The 22,138-nt window shown below is 66.8% G+C and carries 20 protein-coding genes; 7 read left to right on the top strand and 13 right to left on the bottom strand.

The window, feature by feature from the left end:
- Positions 1 to 54: 54 nt before the first annotated feature.
- From GVL12_RS22595 to GVL12_RS22615, 5 genes are all read left to right on the top strand, one after another.
- Positions 55 to 1,314, top strand: coding sequence for a cation:proton antiporter (locus GVL12_RS22595; RefSeq protein WP_159917818.1), 1,260 nt, complete (start codon positions 55 to 57; stop codon positions 1,312 to 1,314).
- Positions 1,304 to 2,428, top strand: coding sequence for a YbdK family carboxylate-amine ligase (locus tag GVL12_RS22600; RefSeq protein ID WP_159917819.1), 1,125 nt, complete (start codon positions 1,304 to 1,306; stop codon positions 2,426 to 2,428). Before GVL12_RS22595 ends, GVL12_RS22600 begins: the two co-directional genes overlap by 11 nt.
- 134 nt (positions 2,429 to 2,562) lie before the next feature.
- On the top strand, positions 2,563 to 3,519 hold the full coding sequence (thiL, locus tag GVL12_RS22605) for a thiamine-phosphate kinase (protein WP_159917820.1): 957 nt from the start codon (positions 2,563 to 2,565) through the stop codon (positions 3,517 to 3,519).
- Positions 3,520 to 3,613: 94 nt separating this feature from the next.
- Positions 3,614 to 4,174, top strand: coding sequence for a phosphatidylglycerophosphatase A (locus GVL12_RS22610; protein ID WP_159917821.1), 561 nt, complete (start codon positions 3,614 to 3,616; stop codon positions 4,172 to 4,174).
- A 5-nt stretch (positions 4,175 to 4,179) separates the two neighbouring features.
- Positions 4,180 to 4,659: a CinA family protein gene (locus tag GVL12_RS22615; RefSeq protein ID WP_159917822.1), complete on the top strand. Its 480-nt coding sequence runs from the start codon at positions 4,180 to 4,182 to the stop codon at positions 4,657 to 4,659.
- A gap of 164 nt (positions 4,660 to 4,823) precedes the next feature.
- On the opposite strand, the gene GVL12_RS22620 is transcribed toward GVL12_RS22615, so the two are convergent.
- The 7 genes from GVL12_RS22620 to lptA all read right to left on the bottom strand — a co-directional run bounded on the left by GVL12_RS22620 (position 4,824) and on the right by lptA (position 12,584).
- Positions 4,824 to 6,287, bottom strand: a complete 1,464-nt coding sequence (locus tag GVL12_RS22620; RefSeq protein ID WP_200844017.1) for a SulP family inorganic anion transporter — start codon at positions 6,285 to 6,287, stop codon at positions 4,824 to 4,826.
- 432 nt (positions 6,288 to 6,719) lie between these two features.
- Positions 6,720 to 7,562: a UPF0149 family protein gene (locus tag GVL12_RS22625; protein ID WP_159917824.1), complete on the bottom strand. Its 843-nt coding sequence runs from the start codon at positions 7,560 to 7,562 to the stop codon at positions 6,720 to 6,722.
- Positions 7,563 to 7,709: 147 nt separating this feature from the next.
- A complete protein-coding gene (locus tag GVL12_RS22630) occupies positions 7,710 to 8,225 on the bottom strand; it encodes a putative toxin-antitoxin system toxin component, PIN family (RefSeq protein WP_159917825.1) in 516 nt (171 codons plus the stop codon).
- Positions 8,222 to 9,493 (bottom strand): class I SAM-dependent RNA methyltransferase, encoded by a 1,272-nt coding sequence (locus GVL12_RS22635; RefSeq protein WP_159917826.1) that lies wholly within the window; start codon positions 9,491 to 9,493, stop codon positions 8,222 to 8,224. The genes GVL12_RS22630 and GVL12_RS22635 overlap by 4 nt, the downstream gene beginning before the upstream one ends.
- Before the next feature lie 71 nt (positions 9,494 to 9,564).
- Positions 9,565 to 11,145 (bottom strand): RNA polymerase factor sigma-54, encoded by a 1,581-nt coding sequence (locus GVL12_RS22640; RefSeq protein ID WP_200844015.1) that lies wholly within the window; start codon positions 11,143 to 11,145, stop codon positions 9,565 to 9,567.
- A 37-nt stretch (positions 11,146 to 11,182) separates the two neighbouring features.
- On the bottom strand, positions 11,183 to 11,935 hold the full coding sequence (gene lptB, locus GVL12_RS22645) for an LPS export ABC transporter ATP-binding protein (protein ID WP_235033955.1): 753 nt from the start codon (positions 11,933 to 11,935) through the stop codon (positions 11,183 to 11,185).
- A 25-nt stretch (positions 11,936 to 11,960) separates the two neighbouring features.
- The gene (gene lptA, locus GVL12_RS26745; protein WP_159917827.1) at positions 11,961 to 12,584 is read right to left on the bottom strand and encodes a lipopolysaccharide transport periplasmic protein LptA; all 624 of its coding nucleotides are present in this window, start codon (positions 12,582 to 12,584) and stop codon (positions 11,961 to 11,963) included.
- Positions 12,585 to 12,775: 191 nt separating this feature from the next.
- On the opposite strand from lptA, the gene GVL12_RS22655 reads away from it, so the two are divergent.
- Entirely contained in the window at positions 12,776 to 13,531 is a 756-nt protein-coding gene (locus GVL12_RS22655) for a hypothetical protein (protein WP_159917828.1), read from the top strand.
- A gap of 27 nt (positions 13,532 to 13,558) precedes the next feature.
- Here the strand turns inward: GVL12_RS22655 and GVL12_RS22660 are convergent, their stop codons facing one another.
- The 6 genes from GVL12_RS22660 to GVL12_RS22685 form a co-directional block, all read right to left on the bottom strand.
- Entirely contained in the window at positions 13,559 to 14,626 is a 1,068-nt protein-coding gene (locus GVL12_RS22660) for a hypothetical protein (RefSeq protein ID WP_159917829.1), read from the bottom strand.
- Positions 14,627 to 14,846: 220 nt separating this feature from the next.
- Positions 14,847 to 15,500: a thiol:disulfide interchange protein DsbA/DsbL gene (locus GVL12_RS22665; RefSeq protein ID WP_159917830.1), complete on the bottom strand. Its 654-nt coding sequence runs from the start codon at positions 15,498 to 15,500 to the stop codon at positions 14,847 to 14,849.
- Between the two features lie 56 nt (positions 15,501 to 15,556).
- Complete coding sequence (locus GVL12_RS22670; protein WP_159917831.1) at positions 15,557 to 16,219, bottom strand: SPOR domain-containing protein; 663 nt, start codon at positions 16,217 to 16,219, stop codon at positions 15,557 to 15,559.
- Between the two features lie 15 nt (positions 16,220 to 16,234).
- On the bottom strand, positions 16,235 to 17,932 hold the full coding sequence (argS, locus tag GVL12_RS22675; protein WP_159917832.1) for an arginine--tRNA ligase: 1,698 nt from the start codon (positions 17,930 to 17,932) through the stop codon (positions 16,235 to 16,237).
- 293 nt (positions 17,933 to 18,225) lie between these two features.
- On the bottom strand, positions 18,226 to 18,672 hold the full coding sequence (locus GVL12_RS22680; RefSeq protein ID WP_159917833.1) for a DUF2214 family protein: 447 nt from the start codon (positions 18,670 to 18,672) through the stop codon (positions 18,226 to 18,228).
- Entirely contained in the window at positions 18,669 to 19,604 is a 936-nt protein-coding gene (locus GVL12_RS22685) for a LysR family transcriptional regulator (RefSeq protein ID WP_159917834.1), read from the bottom strand. Before GVL12_RS22685 ends, GVL12_RS22680 begins: the two co-directional genes overlap by 4 nt.
- A 205-nt stretch (positions 19,605 to 19,809) precedes the next feature.
- Here GVL12_RS22685 and GVL12_RS22690 point away from each other — a divergent pair, with 205 nt between their 5' ends.
- Entirely contained in the window at positions 19,810 to 22,005 is a 2,196-nt protein-coding gene (locus GVL12_RS22690; RefSeq protein ID WP_159917835.1) for a malate synthase G, read from the top strand.
- The last annotated feature ends 133 nt before the right edge of the window (positions 22,006 to 22,138 follow it).

A 22,138-nucleotide genomic window follows, 5' to 3' on the forward strand; every position in this document is an offset into this window, starting at 1 on the left:
TGCCGACGGAGCCGTAACCAGCCGGCCGGGTAGCCCATAACAGGAGGAAGACGCATGGAGAATCTCACAGGCTTTTGGGCGCAATGGCTGCGCCCGTCTGCCGGACTGGTGACGCTGCAATGGTCGCTGCTGCTGGCACTGGCCACCATCGGCGGCTCGCTGTGCCAGCGCTATATCGGCCTGCCCAAGGTGGTCGGCTATTCGCTGGTCGGCACGCTGGTCGGTTTCGCGGGCTTCAGCGGCGCTCCCTGGCCGCTGCAGGGCATCAGCCTGTTCATGCTCGAACTGGGCGTTTCGCTGGTGCTGTTCGAATGCGGTGGGCGCATTCCGCTGCGCTGGTTCCGGCACAACCCGATGGTGCTGGTGCAAAGCATCGCCGAAGCCGCGCTGACCTATTTCTCCGTGCTCTGGCTGCTGCGCTGGCTGAACACGCCCGCCGACGTCGCCGGCCCGATCGCGATGGTGGCCATGGCCGCCTCGCCGCTGGTGCTGTCGCGCGTCATCACCGACATGCGCGCCGCCGGCGCCGTGACGGACCGCTCCATGGTGCTCGCCACGCTGTCGACGCTGTACGCGCTGACGCTGGGCAGCGCCCAGGCCGAAGTGTTCCACCGTCCCGCGCAGACGCTGCTCGACAGCACGTCGGCCGTGGCCGTGGTGCTGGGCGTGTCCATCCTGGTCGCGGCCGTGCTGTCGCTGCTGATGCGGCTGGCCTTGCGCGTGATGAGCCCGTCCAGCGAAAACACCTCGATCCTGGTGCTCGCGCTGATCGCCGCGGGCACGGCCGTGACCGCGCATCTGGGCGGCTCGGCGCCGCTGGCCGCTCTGCTCGGCGGCATGCTGCTCAAGCACCTGCATCCGCGCCCCTGGGCCTGGCCGCGCCAGCTCGGCACGGCCTCGACCCTGCTGACGATGATGATGTTCGTGCTGGTCTCCACCGTCGCTGCGCAGGCCGACTGGAACCTGCCGCTGGCCGGCGTGGTGCTGGCCGTGATCATCGTGCGGCTGCTGGCCAAGGCCATAGGCGTGGGCCTGGGCAACGTGGGCAGCGGCGCGAGCTGGCGCCAGGCGATGTGGGTCAGCTGCGCGATGGCGCCGATGTCCTCCGTGGCCCTGCTGCTGGCCTCGCAGTTCGTGTCCGCCGCACCCGACAGCGGCCAGATGATCTCACGCGTCGCGCTGCCTATGATTCTGATGATGGAGCTGATCGGCGCCGTGGTGGCCAGCCTGGCTTTCCACCGTGCGGGCGAAAGCTCCAAGACCCTGCGGCTGCTCAGCCGCAGCAACGCTCCCGGAGACCGCAATGGGCCTTGAAGCTTTCCACCATTCCGAACCGCTGACGCTGGGCGTGGAGCTCGAGCTGCAGTTGCTCAACACCCACGACTACGATCTCGCGCCCTACGCCGAAGACATGCTGCGCCTGATGGCGAAAACCCCGCTGCCCGGCAGTGTGGTGCCCGAGATGACCAGCAGCATGATCGAGATTTCGACGGCCATCTGCCACTCGGCCTCCGAAGTGCTGGGCCAGCTCACGCCTATCCGCGACGCGCTCGTCAAGAATGCCGACAAGCTCAACATCGCGATCGCGGGCGGCGGCACCCACCCGTTCCAGCAATGGCACGAGCAGCGCATCTACGACAAGCCGCGGTTTCGCGAGCTGTCCGACCTCTACGGCTACCTGTCCAAGCAGTTCACCATCTTCGGCCAGCATGTGCACATCGGCTGCCCCGATGCCGATGCGGCGCTGCTGATGCTGCACCGCATGTCGCGCTATATCCCGCACTTCATCGCGCTGTCGGCGTCCAGCCCCTATGTGCAGGGCCAGGACACGGCCTTCGATTCGGCGCGGCTGAACTCGGTGTTCGCGTTCCCGCTGTCGGGGCGCGCGCCCTGCGTGCTGACCTGGGGCGAGTTCGAGCACTACTTCGACAAGATGACCGGCACCGGCGTGGTCAAGAGCATGAAGGACTTCTACTGGGACATACGGCCCAAGCCCGAGTTCGGCACCATAGAGATCCGCGTGTTCGACACGCCGCTGACCATAGAGCGCGCGGCCGCGCTCTCGGGTTACGTGCAGTCGCTCGCGGCCTGGTTCCTCGACACCCAGCCGTTCACGCCCAGCGAGGACGATTACCTGGTCTACACCTACAACCGTTTCCAGGCCTGCCGCTTCGGGCTCGACGCGGTCTATGTGGACCCGGCCACGGGGCGCCACCAGCCGCTGGCCGAGCACATCCTGCACACCATGGACCAGATCGCCACCCACGCCGCGCGCCAGGGCGCAGCGCCTTCGCTGCACCTGCTGCGCCTCGATGTCGAAGCCGGCCAGAACGACGCGCGCTGGCTGCGTGAACGCCAGCGCGAAGAGCAGCTGCTGGCCGAAACCAGCCGCCAGGCGGCGCTGCGCTTTCGGGGACAGCCAATATGAATCCCCCCCTGAGCGACTTCGTCGCGTCCCCCTAGGGGGACGACACCCTCGCTGCGGGACGGCCCTTGCTCGGTGTCCCTGACCTGGCTCAAGCCGGTATCGAACGGCAGTGAACTAAATTCAGAAAGCCTTGAATGGGTGAATTCGACCTGATCCGCACATTTTTCACGCACCCCGTGCGCCGCGCCGCGCTGGGCGTGGGCGACGACTGCGCGCTGCTCGCACCCACGCCGGGCATGCAGCTCGCGGTGTCGAGCGACATGCTGGTCGAAGGCCGGCACTTCTTCGCCGACGTAGCCCCGCTGCGGCTGGGCCACAAGGCGCTCGCCGTGAACCTCAGCGACCTCGCGGCCTGCGGCGCCCGGCCGCTGGCCTTTACGCTGGCGCTGTCGCTGCCGCGCGCCGACGCCGCCTGGGTCGCCGCGTTTGCCGAGGGGCTGCTCGCGCTGGCCGACGCGCACGACTGCGAACTCATAGGCGGCGACACCACGCAAGGCCCGCTGAACATCTGCATCACCGTCTTCGGCGAAGTGCCCGCGGGCCAGGCGCTGCTGCGCAGCGGCGCGCGCGCGGGCGACGACATCTACGTCAGCGGCAGTCTGGGCGACGCGCGCCTCGCGCTCGAAGCCTTGCAGGGCCGTCTGGCGCTGCCACCGGAGACACTGGCCGCGGCGCGTCTGCGGCTGGAAATGCCGACCCCGCGCGTGGCGCTGGGCCAGGCCCTGCGCGGCATCGCCAGCAGCGCCCTCGACCTGAGCGACGGCCTGCTCGGCGACCTGGGCCATATCCTCGCGCAATCGCGCGTCGGTGCCTGCATCGATACCCGGCTCACAAGCCCGCTGCTTGCCGCCGGCCTGCCCAACGATGCGGAACTCGTGCGGCAATGCACGCTCGCGGGCGGCGACGACTACGAACTGTGCTTCACGGCCGCGCCAGCGCTGCGCGCCCAGGTTGCGGCCACAGCCCTGGCAAGCGACACGCCCGTCACACGCATAGGCAGCGTGCAGTCCCAGACCGGCCTGCGGCTGCTCGACGCCCAGGGGCAGGAGATGCTCAAGCGCTACGCCTCGTTCGACCACTTTTCCGTTTGAGAGACAGGGACGGCGGCGCATACTCCCACAAATACCGCTCCACGGAGATCATAGAATCAGGCTATTAATCTTCAAATCTATTTGCAATTTACTTATGTCACGCCCTTTCGCCACGCCTGCTGAGGCGCCTCGCCCATCCCGCAAGCCTCCGGCGCCCTATCGCCCCAGCGTGCGCTTCATGATGGCCCACCCGGCCCATTTCATCGCGCTGGGCCAGGGCTCTGGCCTGGGCCGCATCGCACCGGGCACGGTCGGCAGCCTTTGGGGCTGGGCCACGTTCCTGCTGCTGCAGCTCTGGTTCACGCCGACGCAGCTCGGCTGGATCATCGCCGGCGCCCTGATTCTGGGCTGCTGGGCCTGCACCGTCACCGCGCAGCACATGCGCGTCGCCGACCCGGGCCATATCGTCTGGGACGAAGTCGTCGGCATCTGGCTGGTGCTGTGGCTGTGCATGCCCATGGGCTGGTGGGGCCAGCTGTGCGCGTTTGCGCTGTTCCGCTTCTTCGACGCCGCCAAGCCCCAGCCCGTGCGCTGGGCCGATCAGCTGTTCAAGGGCTTTGGCTGGCGCGGCGGCATTGGCATCATGTTCGACGACCTGATCGCCGCCGGCTGCACGCTGCTGACCATCGCGCTGTGGCGCCATTTCTTTTTCTGAACGCCATGTCCACCGCACTCGTCACCGAACTTGCCGCGGCGCTGCTGGCGCGCGGCGCGCAGATGGCCACGGCCGAAAGCTGTACCGGCGGGCTGATCGCCGGCGCCTGCACCGAGATCGCGGGTTCGAGCGACTGGTTCGAACGCGGCTTCGTCAGCTATTCCAACCAGGCCAAGACCGAGATGCTGGGCGTGGACGCAGCGCTGATCGATGCCCATGGCGCCGTGAGCGAAGCCGTCGCGCTGGCCATGGCGCACGGTGCGGTGGCCCATTCGCGCGCCCGGTGCAGCCTGGCCGTGACCGGCGTGGCCGGCCCCGGCGGCGGCTCGCCCGCCAAACCCGTGGGCATGGTCTGGTTCGGCTGGTGCGTCAACGGCCAGGCCGAGGCGGAGTGCATGCGCTTCGATGGCGACCGCGCGGCCGTGCGGCAGGCGACGGTGGAGCATGCGCTGGCCGGGTTGTTGCGGCGCTTGGGCGCGGGCTAGCCACTTGCCTGGGGCCCGGCCCTTCGATCCTTCGGCAGGCTCAGGACTCAGGGTGAACGGTGATACGGACGCTGGGCGAACGGTGATTGGGGCGTGGTGTCAAATCCGTTCGGGCTGAGCCTGTCGAAGCCCCCTGTATTCAACCAGCCGAGCAAGCGTGGGGGCTACTTCACCCGTTCCATCAACTGCCGGCTGCTGGCAGTCAGCCCCGTGACCTCCACCGCACAGCCATGCGCGCGCAGCCGCTGCACGACCTTCTCCAGCGCCGCCACCGCGGTGATGTCCCAGAACTGCGCGCCGCTCGCATCGATGCGCACCGCGCGCCCTTCGACGCCGCGCACGTCGAACGCGTCGACCAGCGCATCGGCCGAGGCAAAGAACACCTGGCCCGTGACGCTCCAGGTGCGCGTAGCGGCGCTATCGTCGTCTTCGCAGCGCACCTGCAGCAGCTGCGACACCTTGGCCATGAAGAACACGCCGCTGAGCAGCACGCCCACGGCCACGCCGACGGCAAGGTTGTGCGTCACCAAGGTCAGCACCACCGTCGCCAGCATCACCGTCGTCGATGTCCTGGGATGGCGCGCGATCTCGCCCAGGCTGCCCCAATTGAAGGTGGCCACCGACACCGTGACCATGATGGCCACCAGCGCCACGACCGGCACCAGCGCCACCCAGGGCTTGAGCAGCACGATCAGCACCAGCAGGAACACGCCGGCGAACAGCGTCGACAGGCGGCCGCGCCCGCCATAGGTCACATTGCCCACGGCCTGGCCTATCATGCCGCAGCCGGCAATGCCGCCAAAGCAGCTGGCCGCGACGTTGGCCAGGCCCAGGCCCCTGCATTCGCGGTTCTTGTCGCTGGGCGTATTGGTCATTTCATCGACCACCGACGCCGTGAGCACCGACTCGAGCAGGCCCACCATGGCAATTGCAATCGCGGGCAGCAAGATGATGCGCAGCGTTTCCCAGGCCAGCGGCACTTCGGGCAGGCCGAACGACGGCAAGGCATCGGGCAGGTGACCCAGGTCGGCGACGGTCGCCACCGGCAGGCCCAGGCCCGCGGCCAGCAGCGTCAATACCAGCACGCAGATCAGCGGCGAGGGAATCACCGCCAGGGCCGCGATGTTCAGGCGGCGTGCCATCCAGGGCAGGCCATAGATCAACGCCAGCCCCAGCACCAGCAGCGCCCAGCCCGCGCCGTTGGCCTGGTGCAGATGCGGCAGCTGCGCGCTGAAGATCAGGATGGCGAGCGCGTTGACAAAGCCGGTGCGCACCGAACTCGAGACAAAGCGCACCAGCAACCCCATGCGCAGCCAGCCGAAAATGATCTGCACCAGGCCTGCAAGCAGGCCCGCGGCCAGCAGATAGGCCAGGCCGTGCGAAGCCACCAGCGGCGCGGCGACCAGTGCCACCGACCCCGCAGCCGCCGACACCATCGCCGGGCGCGCACCCGCGAACGCGATGACGATGCTGATCACAAACGACGCGTACAGCCCCACGGCCGGGTCCACGCCGGCGACAAACGAAAACGCGATGACTTCGGGAATCAGCGCAAACGTCGCGACCGCGCCGGCCAGCAGTTCACGCGGAATGCTGGGTGCCCATTCGGCACGCAGGCGGGCAAGCAAAGGGGGGGCCATAACAATGAAAGCTCTCAAGAAACAGCTTTTTTCTGCCAAATAAATCAATGACTTAGCAATGATCCGATTTATGCAAACAGCGATCGCAAAGTCATGATTTTTTTCCAAAACGAATAGCTAATGGCCGTTCACCCTGAGCTTGTCGAAGGGTGCCTCCACCCTAGGCCAGTGCGCCAGTTCATCCTTCGACAGGCTCAGGACGAACGGGATTTTGAGGCCGTGCCTCACCTTGTCACGCTGTTTCTTGACAACGCCTGGCGAGGTTTCTCCTCGCTTACCCAGCTCAGGGCGAGCAGGCTCGAAATCGGCGCGGCCCAGCTCAGGGGCAGCGAGCAAGGGCCGCCCCGCAGCGAGGCTGCCGTCCCCCTCCACCGAAGGATGAGAGGGGGAAGCCGCGTGAGCGGCTCAGGGGGTGCTTATTTACCCACCATGACACTTCTTGAACTTCTTGCCGCTGCCGCAAGGGCAGGCATCGTTGCGGCCGGGCTGCACGCCCTTGACGATGGTTTCCTGGCGCGGGCCCATGCTCTTCCACAGCTGGCGCAGGTCGTAGATGCCCCAGATGGCTTCGCCGAACTGCTCCACGCGCGCCTGGCTGGTGCTGGCCGGGCCGTTTTCATCGTACATGCAGACTTCGGGCTTGCCGGTGTCGTCTTCGGTCAAGGCAACCACCGATTCCAGTGCGGCGTCCAGCCACTGCGCGGCTTCCTTGTCGCGCGGTGCAGCCCATTCCTCGGGCCAGTTTTCGACGGCGAACATGAAGCCCAGCGCCCAGACCTGGCCAAACGAAGGGATTTCCTGGCCGTCCATTTCGGCGCGCTCTTCCTCGGGCAGGCTGGCGATCGCGCCGCGCATGTCCATGGCTTCGGGCTGGAACGTGCGGTCGTCGTCGAGCGTCTTCACGTCGGCGTCGAGCTGCTGCACGACTTCATCCCAGCGCGCCTGCCACAGCGCGAGGAAACGCTCTTGCTGTTCTACGTCCTTGAACGCGTCGATCTTGGGCAGCGGCTGGCCTTCGGTGACTTCGAGTTCGGCACCGTCGCCCAGCAGCATGGGCAGGTATTCGGCCGGAGGAATCGCGCGGCGCGTGCAGACCAGCGCCGTGAGAAAACCGTCGCAGAATTCCCACTGGGGAATTTCCTCGCCGCGCGAACGCAGGTCTTCGAGGATCAGGTCCAGCTCTTCGAGCGCGTCGCCGTCAAGCGCGGCACCGGCCGCCGTCAGGTCTTCATCGGCGGGAATGGGAGTGTTTTGTTCGGTCATGGTGGAATCTTTCGTGGAGGCCGCAGCCATCACAGGAGGGCGTCAGGCCAGGGCTGCAGGCCCGGCTGCGCAACGCAGCAGGCAATTGCCGGCAGTGTAGCCGCCCGGCATAGCCACAGCCTGGCATGGGAGTATCCCGCCCTGGGCTCAGCCGGCAAGCGCCCGGGTTTGCGCGGCAGCTGCCGGCGCCGCCGCGGCGGGTGCGTCCAGCAGAATATTGCCGACCGTCGCACCCAGCAGCGCCAGGCGCTTGCGCAGCGCCAGCACCGCCTTGTCCTTGCTCAGCAGCAAGGCACGGTGCTGCACCGCGAGCGCGAGGAAATGCTGGTCGTCAGGGTCCCTGCAGACCACCTGGATCGCAGGCGCCTCGGGTTGATAGGCCACACCGGCATCGAATGCCGCGAGCACGCTGGCGCTGCTCAGGCCGTAGAAGGCCACGCGCGGCGCGATCTGTGGATAACCGAGAACGCGCTCGAGCTCCACGCGCTGCGCGGCATCGGCGATCCAGCGCAGCGCCCCTTCGTCCAGCAAGGCGCGCACCGGCGCGATCGCCGGGTCGTTGAAGACCAGCAGATCGAGCACCATGTTGGTATCGAGCACCAGGGGCCGCGGCACGACGTCGTGGGCCGCATTGCACTGCGGCCAGCGCAGCACGATCTTCATGCCTGGGGCGCTGCGCCGTCGGCGTTCTTGCGCGGCTTGACCGCGCCCTTGATCATGTCGAAGCGGAACATACGGCATTCAATGGGGCCGTTCCACAGCGGCACGCGGCGCGACTCCTTGAGGCGCATCTTGCCGGGCAGCTTGAGGTCGGGCGTGAGCATCCAGGCCTGCCAGCCGCTGTAGTTCTTCTTCCAGTGCGATGCGAGTTCGTTGAAGAACTCGACGCCGTCCTCGGTCTGCGCCGTTTCACGGCCGACCTGCTCGACCTGGCCCATGCGCTCGGCCGCGTTGCGGCCCGCCGTGCCGGCAGCGGCAATGCGCTCGCCGTAAGGCGGGTTGAGCACCATCACGCCGGGCTGCTCGCTCGGCGGCATGCGCTGCAGCGCATCGCCGCCGCGCAGATTCACGGCCCGGGCCACGCCCGCGCGCTCGGCATTGCGCTCGGCAAAATCGACCATGCGGTGCGAGACGTCCGAGCCGTAGATGCCCACCGGGCTCTCGCAGATCGCGTCTTCGGCCTGGCGCACGATGGCTTCCCAGACATGGGGCTGGAACGGCACGAGCTTTTCAAACGCAAAGCGCCGCTGTATGCCCGGCGGAATCCGGGAGGCGATCTGCGCGGCCTCGATCACCACCGTGCCGCTGCCGCAGCAGGGGTCGTACAGCGGCTGCGGGTTGTCGCCGTGCGGGTCCCAGCCGGTGGCGGCAATCATCGCCGCGGCCAGCGTTTCCTTCAGGGGCGCATCGCCCTTGTCTTCGCGCCAGCCGCGCTTGAACAGCGCTTCGCCCGAGGTGTCGATGTAGATCGTCGCTTCGTCCGTAGTCAGGTGCAGGTGCACGCGCAGATCGGGGTAGCGGGTCTCGACGTCGGGGCGCACGCCGGTCTTGGCGCGAAAGCGGTCGGCGATCGCGTCCTTGACGCGCAGCGCGGCGAAATTCAGGCTGGTCAGCGGGCTGTGCTGGGAGGTGACTTCGATCTTGAAGCTTTGGCGCGTGGTGAACCAGATCTCCCAGGCGACTTCGCTGGCCGCGCGGTACAGGTCGTTCTCGCTGCGGTATTGCGAGGTCGACAGTTGCACCAGCACGCGCTGGGCAAGGCGGCTGTGCAGGTTCAGCAGCAGCGCATCGCGCCACGAGGCGCGCAGCATCACGCCCCCGCGGCCGACCAGCAGGTCATGCCCGGTGAGCCCCGTGATGCGGTGGGCCTCTTCGGCCAGATAGTCCTCAACGCCGGCGGCGCAGGGCAAAAACAGTTGCAGTTGATTCATAGCAGGGGCCTGAGGATACGCGTTTGGCGGGAACTGCGAACATTCGAGGGCATGTTGCCAGACCCTGGCGGCTACAACGACTTGCGCAGATTGGCCGGCGCGATCTTGAGCACATCGCGGTATTTGGCCACGGTGCGGCGCGCGCACTCGATGCCCTGCTCCTTGAGCATGTCGGCCAGCTGGCTGTCCGACAGCGGCTTGAGCGGGTTCTCGGCCGCGACGAATTGCTTGATCAGCGCGCGCACCGCCGTGCTCGACGCATTGCCGCCGGTCTCCGTGCCCAGGCCCGAACCGAAGAAATACTTGAGTTCATAGGTGCCCATGGGCGTCGACATGTACTTGGCCGTGGTCACGCGGCTGATCGTCGACTCGTGCAGGCCCAGCTCGTCGGCGATGTCGCGCAGCACCAGCGGGCGCATCGCGAGTTCGCCATGGGTGAAGAAGTTCTTTTGCCGCTGCACGATGGCCTGCGAGACGCGCAGGATGGTGTCGAAGCGCTGCTGGATGTTCTTGATGAACCAGCGCGCTTCCTGCAGCCGCTGCTGCAGGCCCGCATGCCCTTCGCTGCCCTTGTGGCCGCGCAAGGCGTTGGCGTAGATGTCGTGCACGCGCAGCCGCGGCATCACGTCGGGGTTGAGCTGCACGCTGAACTGGGGCTGGCCGTCGCCGCTGCTGCGCGCCATCTTGCGCACCAGCACATCGGGCACGATCAGGTTGCGCTCGACATCGGCAAAGCGCCGGCCCGGCCGGGGCTCGAGCCGCGCGATCAAGGCCATGGCCGCGCGAATGCGTTCGTCGCTCGCGCCGCAGGCCTGCATCAGCCGGCGCACGTCGCGCCGCGCAAGCAGATCCATGGGCTGCTCGCAGATGCGCAGCGCGGTCTGCACGGCAGCGGCATCGGTGTGCTCGTCGTCGCGCGCCGCGAGGTGCTTCAGTTGCAGCGTCAGGCATTCGGCGAGGTTGCGCGCGCCCACGCCCACGGGCTCGAGCGACTGCAGCAGGCGCAGCGCCACCGTGAAGTGGTGGACCAGCTCTTCCTGCTCCTCGAGCGCGTCGGCGCCGGCCAGGCCCGCGGCGAGTTCCTCGAGCGGGTCTTCAAGGTAGCCGTGTTCGTTGAGCGACTCGATCATGAAGCGCAAGGCCGCGCGATCGACATCGCCCAGGCGCAGCGACAGCGCCTGGCGGTGCAGGTGATCGGTCAGCGACTCGTGGCCGTGCGCGAGGTCCTGGGCTTCGGCGTCGTCATCGCCGCTGCGCGCGCGCGCTTCGCCGCCCCATTCGCTGTCGTCGGGCGCGAGGTCGGAGCTGCCGTCGCCTTCCCAATCCGGCGCGGCATCGGCTGCGGCCGTGACTTCGCTGCCGTCCGTTTCACTGCTGCTGGATTTTTCGGTCGACGACGCCGCCGTAGCCGCGTATGCGTCGTCGGCATAGTCGTCGCGCTGCGCGGGCACATCGGACTGGGCCAGGCCGAACTCCTCGCGCTCGGCTTCTTCCGTGGTGCGCTCCAGGAACGGATTGTCGTCGAGCATGTGCTCGACTTCCTGGCTCAGCTCCAGCGTCGAGAGCTGCAGCAGCCAGATCGATTGCTGCAACTGGGGCGTGAGTGCAAGATGCTGCGATACGCGTAGAGACAGACCCGGCTTCAACAGCATTCCCCTTCAAACCCACACAAGCTGGTGCACATGGCCATCACATCCGGAAGTGCTCACCGAGGTAGACCCGGCGTACGTCGGCGTTTTCCACGATCTCCGCGGGCGTGCCCTGGGCGAGCACATGGCCGTCGCTGATGATGAAGGCGTGATCGCAGATGCCCAGCGTTTCGCGCACGTTGTGGTCGGTGATCAGCACGCCTATGCCCCGCGCCTTGAGAAAGCCGATGATGCGCTGGATCTCGATCACGGCGATCGGGTCGATGCCCGCGAACGGCTCGTCGAGCAGGATGAAGCGCGGCTGGGTGGCCAGCGCGCGCGCGATTTCCACGCGCCGGCGTTCGCCGCCCGACAATGCGAGCGCGGGCGAAGCGCGCAGATGGTCGACGCGCAGCTCCTGCAGCAGCGCCAGCAGGCGGCGCTCGATTTCATCGCGTGTCAGCGGCTTGCCCTGTTCGTCGCGCTGCAGTTCGAGCACCGCGCGCACGTTGTCCTCGACGCTGAGCTTGCGAAAGATCGACGCCTCCTGCGGCAGATACGACAGGCCCAGGCGCGAACGCTGGTGGATGGGCATGTTGCCGACCGCCTGGCCGTCGATGAAGATGTCGCCGGCATCGCAGCGCACCAGGCCCACGATCATGTAGAACGACGTGGTCTTGCCCGCGCCGTTGGGCCCCAGCAGGCCCACGACTTCGCCTTTTTGCACCGCCAGCGAGACGTCCTTGACCACCTTGCGGCTGCCATAGGATTTGGCCAGGTGCTTGACTTCGAGGCGGCTGGACTCGGGCGGCAAAGGGGTTGGGTTCACGGAGCGCAGCTCATTTCTTCGGTTCGATGGTCGTGCTGGGCCGCAGGTTCGCGGCCGGTGCGGGCGCGGGGGCCGGCGGCTGCTCCCTGGGGGCAAGCACGGCGCGCACACGCCCGCCCGAAGCCGCGTCCGTGCCGTCACCCGCCGCGCGCGCCTGGCCGTCGACGGTGAACACATCGGTGAGGTTGTTGTAGACGATGACCGCGCCCGTGATTTCGTCGCTCAGCGCCGTGCCGCGGTAGCGGCGCAGCTCGCCGCGGCGGATCAGCTTGACGTTGTCGGCCTTGCCGTCGTACTCGATGACTTCGGCCTCGCCTTCGACGTACTCGTCGGGCTGGCCCGGCAAGGTGTCGCGCTTTTGCCGGAAGAATGCGCGCTTGCCCGCGGCCGCCGTCACGGTGCCGTACTGGTAGCCCTCGGCATCCTGGCGCACGTCGAGCTGCGCGCCGCGCAGCACGATCGTGCCCTTGGTCATGACCACGTTGCCGGTGAAGACACTGGTCTGCTGGAGCTCATCGTGGCGCAATGCATCGGCCTCGATGTTCATGGGCTTGTTGCGGTCAGCCTTCTCGGCCTGAACCGCGCCGAAGGCAAATACCGAGCACAAGAGGATGGGGAGTAGGCGTTTTTTCATGGAGGGCACGAATCTTGCAGCCATTGTAGGGTGTGTCAGCCGTTCATGCCGCCACACGCCGGTCTGGACCGTGCGCGCGGCCCCTCAAATGCGGCTTTCGGCAACGCGAGACATCACAGGATCGGGTGATGTGGAGGTCGCGGCATTTTCTGACAATGGCGCCATCACCCACAACCCAAGCGGAGCCACTTATGAAAAATGCACTGAAAATCCTGAGCGTCGCGCTCCTGGCAACATCGTTGATGGCTTGTGGCGGCGGAGATGACAACGAAAACACCGCGGACGCCGGTGGCTCCGGCGGCTCCAGCAATACCGATGGCTCGGGCGGCGCCGACGGCTCCGGCGGCTCGGGCAGCGGCCTCCCCGCCGGCACCCTCGTCGCCCACAGCTACTTCAGCCGCGATTTCTCAGGCACCCGCCAAGTGGAGCTCGACCTCCAGATCGACAGCGCCACCACCACGCTGGGCAGCGACACCTTTACCTACACCTACAACACAGCGGCCGGAACCTGGAGCGCCAGCGATGGCTACAGCCTGATCGGCGGCCTGGCGGACAACCATCCCGGCGTCCAGGTCTGCAAAGACGGCGAGTCAGCGCATGTCGTCCTGCCCGCCAACGCCCAGCCTGCCACGCTCGAGGATCTCAAAGGCAAGACACTGACCTGGTACGAGGACTGCAAGGTCAGCGACGGCACGGGCGAAGACCCACTGCCCTCGTCCGTCACTTTCGCCAGCGACGGCTCGCTCGAGGTCAAGACCACAGGCCAGACCGAAACGGAATACCAGAGCCCAGAGAACGTGGCCGCGCTGCTGTCGGACAGCGGGTTCGCCGACGATTCCGGCACCACACGCCTCTTCGCCTACAAGGTGGGGGAACGGCCTGTCGTGGTGCACCACAATCTCTCCGAGGAAATCATCACGACATGGGTCTACGAGCCCGGCAACTGACCGCGCAATGGCCCAGGCCGGGGAGCTTCAGATCCCCGGCCCGAGCAGCCCCAGCTGCCGCATCAACCGCAGCAGATCGGACTGTCTGCGGGTATGGGTCTTCTGGAACACTGCGCGCAGTTGCGTGCGCAGCGTGTTGAGCGAGAGCTGCAACTGCTCGGCAACGGCGGGCAGCGGGTCGTCGTATTGCAGCAGGTGGTGAACCAGCCGGATTTCCGCAGGCGTCAGGCCGAACAGGGCACGCAGCAAAGTGCCAGGGACGGCAGGCCGCCACTGCGGTCCCTGGATGGCCACCAGTGCCAGGGCGTCTCGCCAATGGACGCCGGCCGCCGGAGTGAATGGCAGGGTGACGAGCACGCCGGCATCGGGCAGCATCAGCGCTCCGGCCCTGGCGGTCTCGGTGCCGAGCCCGCACGCCTGTTCCAGCAGGCGGTGCAGCCTGGAGGAAAGCTGCGCGGGCTGGGCCGGCAGCGGGCAACCAGGCGCCAGCAGCCATTTCTGGCCGGCCGCATTGCTGGTGACGACACGGCCTTGTGCCGAGCACACGATCAAGGGGAAAGTCAGGGCATCCAGCGTGCTCTTGAGAAGCAGGGATTCGGTCCGTTGCTGGCGCAGTTGCTGGCGCAGGTTCAGCGCATGGCGCAGATGCGGCTGCATGGTCCGCATCAGCATCCGCTCCTGCAGGGTGAACGACTTGCGGCCGGCTTCACGCTGCACCGACAGGGTGTGGAGGTACTCGGTGCCGCTGCCCGCCGGCAGCAATGCATAGTTTCCGATGCCATGCGGGATCAGGAACTCGCGATAAAAGGGCATGCGCTGCAGGTTGGCTGCGCCATGGTAATCATGGTCGACATAGATATGCCCTGCCGCCAGCAGCGGCTCTGCGGCACGCGCCGGGTCCACGTCCTGCATGGCGGGAAAGCCGGCCTCGAGGTCTGGCAGCAGCGTGCCCGCGTGGTCTAGCGACAGGAGGCCGGTAGGCCGGTGCAGCGTCACGAGGGCCGCGCTGCCGCCGCCCAGGGCGGCAGTGACTTGCAGCAAACCCTGCTGCCACCTTTGCGGCGTGGCGATGCCGTCGTAGAGGCCCTCCAGCAACTGAAGCGCCTTGCTGTTTGGATCACTATGTGAAGACATGGATCATTGCAGTGCAGGCAGTGGATGCCGTTGCAGTGTAGTCCAAACCCCGCATATTGAAAGCGACTGTAACGCCCTGGGCCTGCACGGGCCCGCCGAGCGCCCTGGCGGCGCCAGCGCAAAGCGGGCCGGCCAGCCCTCCCGCCGGGGCGGCCGCCGCGCCCCATTTACCGGCGCGTGCTCAGCCCTTGCGGCTCACGGCCACGAGGTGATCGGTCACGCGCAGCACATTGGCCATGTTGCCAGCCATCGTGCCGTCGGTGTAGAAGCGGCCGGCCACGCCGATCGAGGGCACGCCTTCGACGTTGTAGTCCTGCTGCAGCTGGGTCGCCTTGCGCACCTGGTTGGACACGGTGAACGAGTTGTAGCTCTCCTTGAACTTGTTCACATCCACGCCCTGCTTGCCGATCCAGGCGAAGATGTCCTCGTCCTTGGCCAGGCGGTTGCGCTCGACGTGGATCGCCTGGAACACCTTGGTGTGGACTTCGTCGAGCTTGCCCATGGCGAGCAGCGCGTAGTAGAGCTTTTGCTGGGGAATGAAGCTCGCGTTGAAGCCCACGGGCACGCGCTGCACCACCACGTCAGCGGGCGCTGCCGACTTCCAGGCCGCGAACGCGGGCTCGAAAGCATGGCAGTGCGGACAGCTGTACCAGAAGAACTCGAGCACTTCGACCTTGCCGGCACCGGCCGTGGTCGCCACGGGCTTGGCCAGCTTGGCGTAATCCTTGCCTTCCTTGGGCGCTGCGGCCTGGGCCAGCGCAGGCGTGGCCACGAAAGAAAGGGCACCAGCGGAAACTGCCGCAGTGGCAGCCAGAGAAAACTCACGGCGTTTCATGAAACAACACTCCTTGTTCGGTTCTGATAGGTCAGAGGGCGGGCACGCTGAAAAGTTCAGCGCTGCACACGCACCAGCGCGGAATCGACGCCCGCGCCTTCGAGCTTGAGCTTGAGCTGCTCGGCGTCGTCGCGCTTGCCGAACGGGCCTACGCGCACGCGAAACACCGTGCGGCCGTTTTGCTCGCGCTCGCTGACGCGCGATTCCCAGCCCAGCATGGCGAGCTTGGCGCGCTGTGCTTCGGCATCGGAAGGGCTGCGAAAAGCCCCGGCCTGCACGAAGTAGTTGAAGCCTTCGGCCGCGCTGGACTCGGCCGACTTGGCTTTCACCAGGTCGCCGAGCGGGTCGCTCGACGCGCTGGCCTTGCCGTCCGGCCTGGTCGTGGCGGTGACGGGTGCCACGGGTTGGCTCGACGCCGGCGCTTCGGTCGGCGCGGCCGTCACGCCATCCGTTGCGGGCGTCACGGCACCGGCCGCGGCATCGGGCGCCGCGGGCACGGTGATACGCGCCGGGTTCTTGCCGTACAGCGGCGAGTTCGGGTCCCAATCCTTGTTCTTCTTGGCCTCGGCCGCGTCCTGGTCGACGTTCTTCGGCGCTTTGCTGAGGAAGGGAACTGGGACCTTGCTGACATACACCGCCACGCCCAGGGCCGCGCCCAAGCCGACGATGATGCCCAGGATGAGGCCGAGAATGGTGCCGCCGCGTTGCTGTGTCTTCATGATGGACTGATTGGTTTACATGCGTTCTGGAGCGGACACGCCCAGCACTGCGAGGCCATTGTGCAACACCTGGCGGGTCGCGCTGATCAACGCCAGGCGCGCCAGCTTCACCGCCTCGTCGTCGACCAGGATGCGCTCGGCGTCGTAATAGCTATGGTAGGCCGCGGCCAGGTCGCGCAGGTAGAACGTCACGTCGTGCGGCGCATTGCCCTGAGCGGCCGCGGTCAGCATGTCGGGGTACTTGGCCAGTTGCAGCATCAGCGCCTGTGCCTGCGGGCCTTCGAGCGCCGACAGGTCCACCTCCTTGAGCTGCGCCGCATCGCCGCCCCAGGCCTTGAGCACCGAGCAGATGCGGGCATGCGCGTACTGCACGTAGTACACCGGGTTGTCGTTGTTCTGCGCCACGGCCAGATCGACGTCGAAGGTGTATTCGGTGTCGGGCTTGCGGCTGAGCAGGAAGAAGCGCACCGCATCCTTGCTGGTCCATTCGATCAGATCGCGCAGCGTCACATACGAGCCCGCGCGCTTGCTGATCTTGACTTCCTCGCCGCCACGCACCACGCGCACCATGGTGTGCAGCACGTAGTCGGGGTAGCCCTGGGGAATGCCCACGTCGGCGGCCTGCAGGCCCGCGCGCACCCGGGCGATCGTGCCGTGGTGGTCCGTGCCCTGGATGTTGATGACCTTGCTGAAGCCGCGTTCCCACTTGGCGATGTGATAGGCCACATCGGGCACGAAGTAGGTGTAGCCGCCGTCGCGCTTGCGCATCACGCGGTCCTTGTCGTCGCCGTAGTCGGTCGACTTGAGCCACAGCGCGTCATCGAGCTCGTAGGTGTGGCCGTTGGCGATCAGGCGCTCGACGGTGCGCTCCACGCGGCCCGACGTGTAGAGGCTGGACTCGAGGTAGTACTCGTCGAAGCGCAGGTTGAACGCCTGCAGGTCCTTGTCCTGCTCGTTGCGCAGATAGGCGACGGCGAACTGGCGGATGTTGTCCTGGTCGTCGACATCGCCGTTGGCGGTGAACTCGCGGTCGTCGGCCTTGACGGTCTTCTTCGCGAGGAAGTCGTTGGCGATGTCCTGGATGTAGTCGCCGTTGTAGAACGCCTTGCTGGCCGGGTTCTCGGGGTCGACGGGCCAGCAGTCGTCGCCGGGCTTGAAGCCCTTGGCGCGCAGCTGCGTGCTGTGGGTCAGCGTCTGGATCTGCACGCCCGCGTCGTTGTAGTAGAACTCGCGGTGCACGTCCCAGCCCTGGGTGGAGAACAGATTGCACAGCGCATCGCCGAGCGCTGCCTGGCGGCCGTGGCCCACATGCAGCGGGCCCGTGGGGTTGGCCGAGACGAACTCGACCAGCAGCTTTTCCGCGCGGCGCGGCTGCTGGCCGAACGCCTCGGCGGCCGACAGCACTTCGCGCACGATTTCCTGCTTGGCCGCGGGCTTGAGGCGCACGTTCAAAAAGCCGGGGCCGGCAATTTCAAGTGCATCGACCCAGCGCGTGAACGCAGGCGTGGCCATCAGCGCATCGCTGAGCGTCTGCGCGAGTTGCCGCGGGTTCTGCTTGGCCGCCTTGGCCAGCTGCATGGCCGCGGTACAGGCGTAATCGCCATGGGCGGCGACCTTGGGGGATTCGAAAGCGGCGCGCGCACCGGCGCCGGGCGACAATTTTTCCAGCTCAGCGGCCAGGGCCGCGAGCAATTCCTGTGTGACGGAGAGCATCGCGGGATTTTACGTGCCCGCCCCGGTTTGTGCCGCCACGATGAATTCGACCGTGTGGCGCAACGGCGTCAGTTGTGCCCGTTGCCCCCTGCCCGCTCTCGTTCTCCAGTTCCCGGTCCCGTTCGCCCTGAGCCTGTCGAAGGGCCGTCAAGGGGGGCTTGCCCCCCTCCGTGCAGTTGCGCGCAGCGAGCAAGCGTGGGGCTGTTTTTGCCGCCGGGCCGCCCCAAGGCAAAAACGCGGTGGGGGGCATTGCCCCCCATCGAGAGCCACACGCAGTGTGGCGAACGTGGGGGTCACATCCCCCGCGCCCAGAACACCGCAATCACCGCAATCACCGGCACCACATGCGCCTGCACCATGATCCAGCGGCGCGTGCGGCCCACTTCCTGCGCATCGGGCAGGGACTGGCCCGCGGCCAGGCCGCGCACCCAGCGGCGGAACGTGAGCGACGGCTTGATCGACAGCAGCGCCACGAGCACGAACAGCGTCATCTTCACATGGAACAGCGGCTGCGAGACATACCACGTCATGCCCTTGGTGCCCCAGTACAGCCGCGCGAGCCCGGTGAGCAGCAGCGCCAGCGCCGCGAGGCCGTAGATCAGGTCCAGCCGCGCGAGCCGGCGCACGACCGCGGCGTTCATCCATTCCGCGCGGCACAGCGCCGCCTGGCTCGACAGAAAGACCACGAGGGTCAGGACGGCGAGCAGGTGCAAGGCTGCGAGCAGGGCTTCAAAGGTCATGGGGACACTCCGTTCTTCCAGAATTCAGCTTGTTGATAGTGGTGCTTCAAATAGTCGATCCACAGCCGCACGCGCAATGGCATGTGCTTGCGCTGGGGGAAGACCACATAGATGCCGTTGGGCGGCGCGGCGAAGGCCTCGAGCACCGGCACGAGCCGGCCCGCGGCGATTTCGGCCTCGACTTCCCAGGTGCTGCGCCAGGCAATGCCCCAGCCGCCCAGGCACCAATCATGCAACACCTGCCCATCGGAGCAGTCCAGCGGGCCGCCCGACTTGAAATGCACGACGTCGTGCGTGCTCTGGTCGGGCTGCGGAATGCGAAACGCCCAGCCCCGGGTCTGGGACGCGTCGCTCGACAGCGTCAGGCAGTCGTGCTGCGCCAGTTCGCTGGGGTGCGCGGGCGTGCCGCGCCGCGCAAGGTAGGCCGGCGTCGCCACGCACAGGCGCCGGTTGTCGGCGATGCGCACGCTCACCAGCGACGAGTCGGGCAGGTCGCCGACGCGCACCGCGCAGTCGAAGCCTTCGCCCGCGAGATCCACCACGCGGTCGCTGAGATTGAGCGAAATGCTGACTTCGGGGTGCAGATCGCGAAAGCGCGGCACCAGCGGCGCGACATGGCGCCGGCCAAAGCCCGCGGGCGCGGTGATGCGCAAGTGACCCGTGGCCTTGACGCCGCCGGCCGAGACGCTGGCCTCGGCATTGGCCACGTCCGACAGCAGCCGCTGGCAGTCCTCGAGAAACGCGCTACCTTCGTGCGTCAGCGAGATGCGCCGCGTGGTGCGCACCATGAGCTTGACGCCCAGATGTTCTTCGAGCGCGTCCAGCCGCCGCCCCATGATGGCCGGGGCCACGCCTTCGGCCTTGGCCGCCGCCGTGAGGCTGCCTTTGGTGGCCACTGACACGAATGACTCGAACGCCTTGAGTTTGTCCATGCCCGGATTATGGAGACAAAGCCCGACTGCGGTGCGCTGATACCTGGGCACTGCGGTGCGCCATGGTCTGCACGAGCACTTTTGCGTAAAAGTCACGAGTTCTGCACTTTTGAAGCGGTTTATGTTCACAAACAATTCAAATACAGTAGCTCATCTCCTGCGCGCGTCGCAGCGTTGCCCATTTTTCCATTCCGAGGTTGATTCCATGACCGATCGCACCACCGTCCACGGCCTGCAGGTAGCCAACGAACTGCACCAATTCATCAATGACCAGGTGCTGCCCGGCACGGGCGTCGCTGCCGCGACGTTCTGGCAAGGCTTCGACGCCCTGGTCAAGGATCTCGCGCCGCGCAATGCCGCGCTGCTCGCCGAGCGTGACCGCCTGCAGACCGAGCTCGACACCTGGCACAAGGCCCACCCCGGCCCGATCACCGACATGGCGGGCTACCGCAGCTTCCTGAGCCGCATCGGCTACCTGGTCGAGCCGCCGCAGAACGTGCAGGCCACGACCACGGGCGTGGACGCCGAACTCGCGACCCAGGCCGGCGCGCAACTGGTGGTGCCCATCCTGAACGCACGCTACGCGCTCAACGCCGCCAACGCACGCTGGGGCTCGCTGTATGACGCGCTCTACGGCACGGACGTGATCAGCGAAGCCGATGGCGCCGAAAAGGGCAAGGGCTACAACCCCGTGCGCGGCGCCAAGGTCATCGCCTTCGCGCGCAATGTGCTCGACCAGTCGGCGCCACTGGCCACGGGCTCGCACCAGCAGGCGGCGCTCTATGCGGTCGTCAATGGCCAGCTCAGCGTCACGCTCACCGACGGCCAGATCACCGGCCTCAAGGACCCGACAAAATTCGTTGGCTATCAAGGTAGTGCAGAGGCGCCCTCCTCCGTTCTGCTCAAGAACCATGGCTCGCACCTCGACATCCGCATCGACCGCAGCACGGCCATCGGCCAGACCGATGCGGCCGGCGTCAGCGATGTGGTGCTCGAATCGGCGCTGTCGACGATTCTCGACCTCGAAGACTCTATTGCCGCCGTTGACGCCGAAGACAAGGTGCTGGGCTACAGCAACTGGCTGGGCATTCTCAAGGGCACGCTGACCGAGTCCTTCGACAAGGGCGGCCGGACCGTGACCCGCGGCCTCAACCCCGACCGCGAATACACGGGCGCCGACGGCCAGCCGCTCAAGCTGCACGGCCGCTCGCTGATGTTCGTGCGCAATGTGGGCCACCTGATGACCAACCCGGCCATCCTCTGGGACGCTGAAGGCAAGGAGATTCCCGAAGGCATTCTCGACGCCATGGTCACCACGGCCATCGCGCTGCACGACCTCAAGGGCCTGGGCGCCAACGGCATCCGCAACAGCCGCGAAGGCTCGGTCTACATCGTCAAGCCCAAGATGCACGGCCCGGCCGAAGCCGCGTTTGCCGATGAACTGTTCGGCCGCGTCGAGCAGGTGCTGGGCCTGCCGGCCAACACCGTCAAGCTGGGCATCATGGACGAGGAGCGCCGCACCAGCGTCAACCTCAAGGCCTGCATTGCCGCGGCCGCCGCGCGCGTGGCGTTCATCAACACCGGTTTCCTCGACCGCACGGGCGACGAAATGCACACCGCTATGCATGCCGGCCCCATGGTCCGCAAGGCCGAGATGAAGACCAGTGCCTGGCTGCCCGCCTATGAACGCAGCAATGTGCTGATCGGCCTGGGCCTGGGCCTGCGCGGGCGCGCGCAGATCGGCAAGGGCATGTGGGCCATGCCCGACCTGATGGCCGACATGCTGCAGCAGAAGATCGCCCATCCCAAGGCCGGCGCCAACACCGCCTGGGTGCCCTCGCCCACGGCCGCCACGCTGCATGCGCTGCATTACCAGCAGGTCAATGTCGCCGAAATCCAGGCCGAACTCGAAAAGACCAATGCCGACGCCGAGCGCGACGACCTGCTCGCGGGCCTGCTGCAGGTGCCCGTTGTGAAGGAGGCCAAGTGGACCGAGGCCGAAAAGCAGCAGGAGCTCGACAACAACGTGCAGGGCATCCTGGGCTATGTGGTGCGCTGGGTCGACCAGGGCGTGGGCTGCTCCAAGGTGCTAGACATCCACAACGTCGGCCTGATGGAAGACCGCGCGACGCTGCGCATCTCGAGCCAGCATATCGCCAACTGGCTGCTGCACGGCGTCGTGAGCGAAGCCCAGGTGCGCGAGACTTTCGAGCGCATGGCCGCCATCGTCGACCAGCAGAACGCCAGCGATCCGCTGTACCGCCCCATGGCCGGCCATTTCGACAGCTCCTACGCCTACCGCGCGGCCTGCGATCTGGTGTTCAAGGGATTGGTCCAGCCTTCGGGCTACACCGAGCCCCTGCTGCACGCCTGGCGCCAGAAGGTCAAGGCCGCGGCCTGACCCTAGCCGTTCGTCCTGATCCTGCAGAAGGATCGAAGGACGAACGGCCTTGACTCAAAATCACATACGCGGCGTGGCATCGCACAGCGCCCTACACTGCAGCATGCCCCGCCCCGCGCCCCCTGCCCTCGAC

The sequence above is a fragment of the Pantoea sp. 18069 genome, from assembly GCF_902706035.1.
Lineage (GTDB): Bacteria > Pseudomonadota > Gammaproteobacteria > Burkholderiales > Burkholderiaceae_C > Comamonas.